Annotated in this window: 6 protein-coding genes; 3 read left to right on the plus strand and 3 right to left on the minus strand. The window is 63.0% G+C overall.

The genetic code is table 11. The features are described from left to right. Genes AC1D34_RS23230 through AC1D34_RS23240 form a run of 3 tightly spaced genes read right to left on the minus strand, consistent with a single transcriptional unit; the run spans position 1 to position 2,306 of the window. Positions 1-834 (minus strand): shikimate dehydrogenase, encoded by an 834-nt coding sequence (locus tag AC1D34_RS23230; protein ID WP_476767847.1) that lies wholly within the window; start codon positions 832-834, stop codon positions 1-3. A gap of 18 nt (positions 835-852) precedes the next feature. Next, entirely contained in the window at positions 853-1,479 is a 627-nt protein-coding gene (locus AC1D34_RS23235) for a Maf family protein (protein ID WP_441492037.1), read from the minus strand. Beyond that, positions 1,476-2,306 carry a pyruvate, water dikinase regulatory protein gene (locus AC1D34_RS23240; protein WP_441492038.1) on the minus strand — a complete coding sequence of 277 codons (831 nt, stop codon included), beginning with the start codon at positions 2,304-2,306 and terminating at the stop codon, positions 1,476-1,478. The genes AC1D34_RS23235 and AC1D34_RS23240 overlap by 4 nt, the downstream gene beginning before the upstream one ends. 458 nt (positions 2,307-2,764) lie before the next feature. Between AC1D34_RS23240 and hemE the strand changes: the two genes are divergently transcribed. The 3 genes from hemE (at position 2,765) to rho (ending at position 5,725) form a co-directional block, all read left to right on the plus strand. Then, entirely contained in the window at positions 2,765-3,796 is a 1,032-nt protein-coding gene (hemE, locus tag AC1D34_RS23245; protein ID WP_476825452.1) for a uroporphyrinogen decarboxylase, read from the plus strand. Positions 3,797-3,809: 13 nt separating this feature from the next. Next, positions 3,810-4,235 (plus strand): protoporphyrinogen oxidase HemJ, encoded by a 426-nt coding sequence (hemJ, locus tag AC1D34_RS23250; protein ID WP_441492040.1) that lies wholly within the window; start codon positions 3,810-3,812, stop codon positions 4,233-4,235. A 224-nt stretch (positions 4,236-4,459) separates the two neighbouring features. Next, positions 4,460-5,725 (plus strand): transcription termination factor Rho, encoded by a 1,266-nt coding sequence (rho, locus tag AC1D34_RS23255; RefSeq protein WP_476825453.1) that lies wholly within the window; start codon positions 4,460-4,462, stop codon positions 5,723-5,725. Positions 5,726-6,000: the final 275 nt, after the last annotated feature.

Raw genomic sequence — 6,000 nt, forward strand, 5'->3', positions numbered from 1 at the left:
TCAGGCGCCCAGGATATCGGCTTCGAGCCGGGCCCGCAGCGCCGGCGTGACCTTCGGGGTCACACCGAACCAGCGCGCGAAACCGGGGGCGGCCTGATGCAGCAGCATGCCGAGGCCATCGACCGGAACACCGCCGCGACGTTCCGCCTCTTCGAGCAGGGGCGTCCGCAACGGCACGTACACGATGTCGTCAACGATCGTGCCGGGGCGGAGCCTGGTGAGATCGAGATCGAGCGGCGGCTTGCCGTTCATCCCAAGCGCCGTCGTGTTGACGATCAGATCGGCCGATTCGACCAGCTCATGACGCCTTGACCAGTCCCGCGCCTCGACCGGAGCTCCAAGTGCCCGGGCAAGTTCCATGGCTCGGTCCGCGCTGCGGTTGACGAGGATGATCCGCTCGAGGCCGCGCGCCTTCAGTCCAAAACCGATCGCCCGCGCCGCGCCGCCCGAGCCAAGAATGAGAGCCGTTGCGACCCGCTCGCTCCAGCCGGGAACGCTGGCGTCGAGATGGGCGAGGAAGCCGGCAGCATCGGTGTTGTCGCCGAACAGGCGACCATCGTCACGCCAGATCGTATTCACCGCACCCATCGCGCGGGCGACGGGGCTGAGTTCATCGACCAGCAGCAGCGACGCCTCCTTGTGGGGAACTGTGACGTTGCCGCCCACGAATTCGCCGCTCCGCACCCGGGCCATGAACGACGAGAGTGCAGCCGGTGCGACATCGATGCGTTCATAGGATCCATCGAGCCCATGCTCGGCGATCCAGCTGCCGTGAATGAGCGGCGAGCGTGAATGGGCGATCGGGTGACCGATGACGAAACAGCGACGGGTCATGGAATTCAGATGTCCGGATCAATCGACGAGAGCGCCCTGCTCGCGCAGGGCCTCGAGTACGGCAAGGAGCGGGAGGCCGAGAATGGTGAAATGGTCGCCCTCGACGGCAGCGAAGAGCTGGGAACCAAGGCCCTCGAGCTGGTAGCCGCCAACGCTGGTCAGGATCGCCGGGCCAGCAAGTTCGACATAGGTCGCGATGAAATCGAGCTCGAGCCGCCGCATCGTCAGTCGTGCGGTCTGCCCGCCTTCAGCCAGGATCTCGCCGTCGCGCGCCAGCACAAAGGCGGAATGAAGCTCATGCGTGCGCCCAGCCAATGTCGCGATCTGCGCGGCGGCGCCAGGGAGATTCTCGGGCTTGTGAAAGATCTGGCCCTCGCAGGTCAACGTCTGGTCGGCGCCGAGCACGAAGCGGCCGGGCTTCATCACGGAGACATGCAGCGCCTTCGCGCAGGCAAGCGCGGCCGCGATCGCCTCGCCTTCGACACCCTGTGCGAGGAGCGGCGCCTCGGCGGCTCGCTCGTCGATGTCGGGCTTCAGGGTGTCCACCGGGATCCCGGCTGCGCGCAGCATCCCAGCCCGGGTCGTACTGCCGGAAGCAAGCAGCAGCGGCGCCGCTGCACGCCAGAGAGAGGGCCTCTTCGTCATGTCGCGATGAACTTCATGCGATGGTCGCGCAGCAGGTCGAGGATCGCTGCCGCCGTCTCCTCGATCGAGCGCCGGGTGACATCGATCACCGGCCAGCCCCTGCGGGCGCAAAGCTTGCGCGACTGCGCGATCTCGTCGGCCACGGCTGTAGGGTCGACATAGGGCGTCTCATCATCCGCCTTCATCGAGAGCAACCGGTTCTGTCGAATCTGGACGATGCGCTCGGCGCTGGCGACCAGCCCGACGATCAACGGCTTTCTCAGCCGCTCAAGTTCGACCGGCAAAGGCACATGGGGGACCAGCGGTACGTTGGCGGTCTTGATACCGCGATTGGCGAGATAGATGCTGGTCGGTGTCTTCGAGGTGCGGCTGATGCCGACGAGGATGATATCCGCGCTTTCCAGATCGCCTCCAAGCTGCCCGTCATCATGCATCAGCGTGTAGTTCATCGCGTCGATGCGGCGGAAATATTCGGCGTTGAGGACATGCTGCGCGCCCGGCCGCGGCGACCCCGCCTGGCCGAGATAAGACTGGAACAGGGACAGCACCGGGTTCAGCACCGACAGACAGGGGCAGCCGAGTTCCTGGCAGAATTTCTCGAGCCGCTCGGCCCATTCCGCTTCGACGAGCGTGTAGAGCACGACCCCCGGCGAGGATTCGATCTCCGCCAGGACCCGGGCAAGCTGCGCCTCGGAGCGGACCAGCGGATAGACATGCTCGATGGCCGAGACCGATTCATATTGGGCGGCGGCGGCCCGGCTGACCGCAATCAGGGTCTCGCCGGTGGCATCGGACACCAGATGCAAATGAAAATAGTTGCGCGCCACGTGGGCTCCCGGGGCTTAACGAAGTTGCAACCTCTAGCGCGCCATATCCGCAATGCAAATTGTCGTCCTGGACCGGGACCCCCAGCGCTGACCGCGATGAGGGGTCACGCTGGTCATGGGGACTGCTGTGGACAACCGTACATCCGAGCGGAGCGCGGGACCGCGACTGTATAACTCCCTCTTTCCATCAACAGGCTGGTCCCTGGGGACACGTGGAGCGATGTTTCACGTGAATCATTTTAACGATCGGCAGCCCCGGCCGCGATTCTGATTTCTTACTAATCAGTTAAGGCGCCCCACTCCCCGGGCGATTCCACCCTGCGACATCGGCTCGCCCTGTGGACCGGTTGTGGACAAAGTTGGGCCGGGCTATTTGCCCCTGACCAAGAGTCAAAACAAAAGAATATCTCTCTAAGATTCTTTTAAGATTCAGACCTGAACGGCTGACCGGAGTGGGCATGGCGAACGAAGATCCGGTTTTCCTGCGGAGCCTTTCGGGCGAGGTGATGGCAAGGCCGCCGATCTGGCTGATGCGCCAGGCCGRACGCTATCTGCCGGAGTACCGCGAGGTCCGGGCCAAGGCAGGTGGCTTTCTCGAGCTCTGCTACAATCCCGCCTTTGCTACCGAAGTGACCCTTCAGCCAATCCGCCGTTTCGGTTTCGATGCAGCGATCCTGTTCTGCGACATCCTCGTCGTGCCGCATGCGCTTGGCCAGAAGCTCTGGTTCGTCCAGGGCGAAGGTCCGCGGTTGGAGCCCGTGGGCGATGCGAAGAGGCTAGGCGAGATCCACGAGGAGATCGACCAGGACGTGCTGGCGCCGGTCTACGAAACGGTTGGCAAGGTCAAGGCTGCCCTGCCAGGCAACACCGCCTTCATCGGCTTCTGCGGGGCGCCTTGGACGGTCGCGACCTACATGGTGGCTGGGCGGGGCACGCCGGATCAGGGTCCCGCGAAGGAACTCTTCACACGAGACCCGGAGCTATTYGCCCGGCTGATCGACCGGATCGTGATGGCGTCCATCGCTCATCTCAACGCTCAGCTCGATGGCGGCGTCGATGCGGTGCAGATTTTCGACAGCTGGGCTGGCTCGCTTGGCGAAGATGATTTCATGCGTTGGTGCATTGCGCCGACCAAGCGGATCGTCGACGGAGTGCGGGCGCGTCATCCCAAGGCAAAGGTCATCGGCTTTCCCCGGGGGGCCGGCCGCCTGATTCCGAGCTATGTCAAAGCGACCGGGGTTGATGCTGTYGGGCTCGAGACGGACATCGATCGCGAATTTGCGCGGACGCAGATCCAGTCGCTGGCGCCGATCCAGGGTCACCTTGACCCGCAACTTCTCCGGGCAGGTGGTACCGAGCTGGAACGGGAGGTCGCCGCGATCCGTACCTCCTTCGGCGCCGGTCCCTTCGTCTTCAATCTCGGGCATGGCATCCTGCCGGATACGCCGATCGCTCATGTCGAACGCTTGATTGCGGCCGTCAGGTCATGATGAGGATGCAGTGATGCTGATCGACTGGATCAAGGCTTTTCACGTGATGGCGGTCATCTCCTGGATGGCCGGCATGCTCTATTTGCCCAGGCTGATGGTTTATCACGCGGAGGCGCAGACCGGCTCGGTGCAGTCCGAAACCTTCAAGATCATGGAACGCCGGCTCCTCAAGGGCATCATCAATCCGGCGATGATCGTGACCTGGGTGCTGGGTCTGTACCTCGCCTGGGCGATCTATGGCTTCAAGGGTGGCTGGCTGCACGGCAAGATTCTGCTCGTGGTCATCCTCTCCGCCATCCATGGCATCTTGGTCGGACGGGTCAGGGCCTTTGCCGAAGATCGCAACGACAAGTCGGCGCGCTATTACCGGATCATCAACGAAGTGCCGGCACTGCTGATGGTCGGAATCGTGATCCTGGTCGTCGTCAAACCGTTCTGAGCGACGCCGACGTTTCCGGCTTGAGAGTCCACGGGAAACCAGCTATCAAGCGCAACGCGACTTTTTGCGTCCTCCCTGTTGTCGATGGTTCGTGAGCTGGCTGCCGGTGCAGACGCTCATGGTGCGCATCCCCTGCGCACTGGTCCTTCCAGGCCCTGTCGAGCCCTCCACTGAGTCCCTGACCTCCGCCATTCGTGTGGGGGCGTTTACGATCCGGGTGCCCCATGCGGGAAATCAAGCTTCACGAACTCAAGGTCAAATCGCCGACCGAGCTTCTTGCCTTCGCCGAAGGCATGGAGGTCGAGAACGCCAGCACGATGCGCAAGCAGGAGCTGATGTTCGCCATCCTCWAGCAGTTGGCCGCCAAGGAAACCGAGATTCTCGGCGAGGGCGTGGTCGAGGTGCTGCAGGACGGGTTCGGCTTCCTGCGCTCCTCCGACTCGAACTATCTGCCGGGTCCCGACGACATCTACGTTTCGCCGTCGCAGATCCGCAAGTTCGGCCTGCGCACGGGTGATACGGTTGAAGGGCCGATCCGTGGACCCAAGGATGGCGAGCGCTATTTYGCGCTGCTCAAGGTCAACACGATCAATTTTGAGGACCCGGAGAAGATCCGGCACAAGATCCATTTCGACAACCTGACGCCGCTGTATCCGGACGAGCGTCTGCGGCTGGAAGTTCAGGATCCGACCAAGAAGGACTTCTCGCCCCGCGTCATCGACATCGTCGCTCCGATCGGCAAAGGCCAGCGCGCCCTGATCGTGGCGCCGCCGCGCACCGGTAAGACGGTTCTGCTGCAGAACATCGCGCAGTCGATCACCAACAATCATCCCGAGTGCTATCTGATCGTGCTGCTGATCGACGAGCGGCCCGAGGAAGTCACCGACATGCAGCGTTCGGTGAAGGGTGAGGTTGTGTCCTCGACCTTCGACGAGCCGGCCACGCGCCACGTCCAGGTCGCGGAGATGGTCATCGAGAAGGCCAAGCGCCTGGTGGAGCATGGCCGCGATGTCGTGATCCTGCTCGACTCGATTACGCGCCTCGGCCGTGCCTACAACACCGTGGTCCCCTCTTCCGGCAAGGTGCTGACCGGTGGTGTCGATGCCAACGCGCTGCAGCGGCCGAAGCGCTTCTTCGGCGCGGCCCGCAATATCGAGGAAGGCGGCTCGCTGACCATCGTCGCGACTGCGTTGATCGATACCGGCAGCCGCATGGACGAAGTCATCTTCGAAGAGTTCAAGGGCACCGGTAACTCGGAAATCGTGCTTGACCGCAAGGTGGCCGACAAGCGCATCTTCCCGGCGATCGACATCCTGAAGTCGGGCACCCGCAAGGAAGAGCTGATCACGCCGAAGGATGTGCTGCAGAAGACCTATGTGCTGCGCCGCATCCTGAATCCAATGGGACCGCAGGATGCGATCGAGTTCCTGATCGACAAGCTGCGGCAGACCAAGCAGAACTCCGAGTTCTTCGACTCGATGAACACCTGATCGGATCGGGAATCGCGACGCCGCACGAAGCTGCAGCGTCGGAGATCCAATACTTTCAGCGAGGCGGATCGGCAGTCATGCCGACCCGCCTTTCTTGTTTGGATCCGGGGTCACCGGCCAGCAGAAACGGCATCCTGCAATTGATTCGGATCCGTTACGGGAGGCAGGCAACGCCCGGCGAAACAGATGAAGGCGGCACCGCTGCCTGCAAGACGCGCCATGGAAGCGGCTGGGTGGTCCGATGGTAGCGCGCTGGGATCGGGGCAGTCGACGAT

The organism is Allobosea sp. P1_A7, from assembly GCF_056406775.1.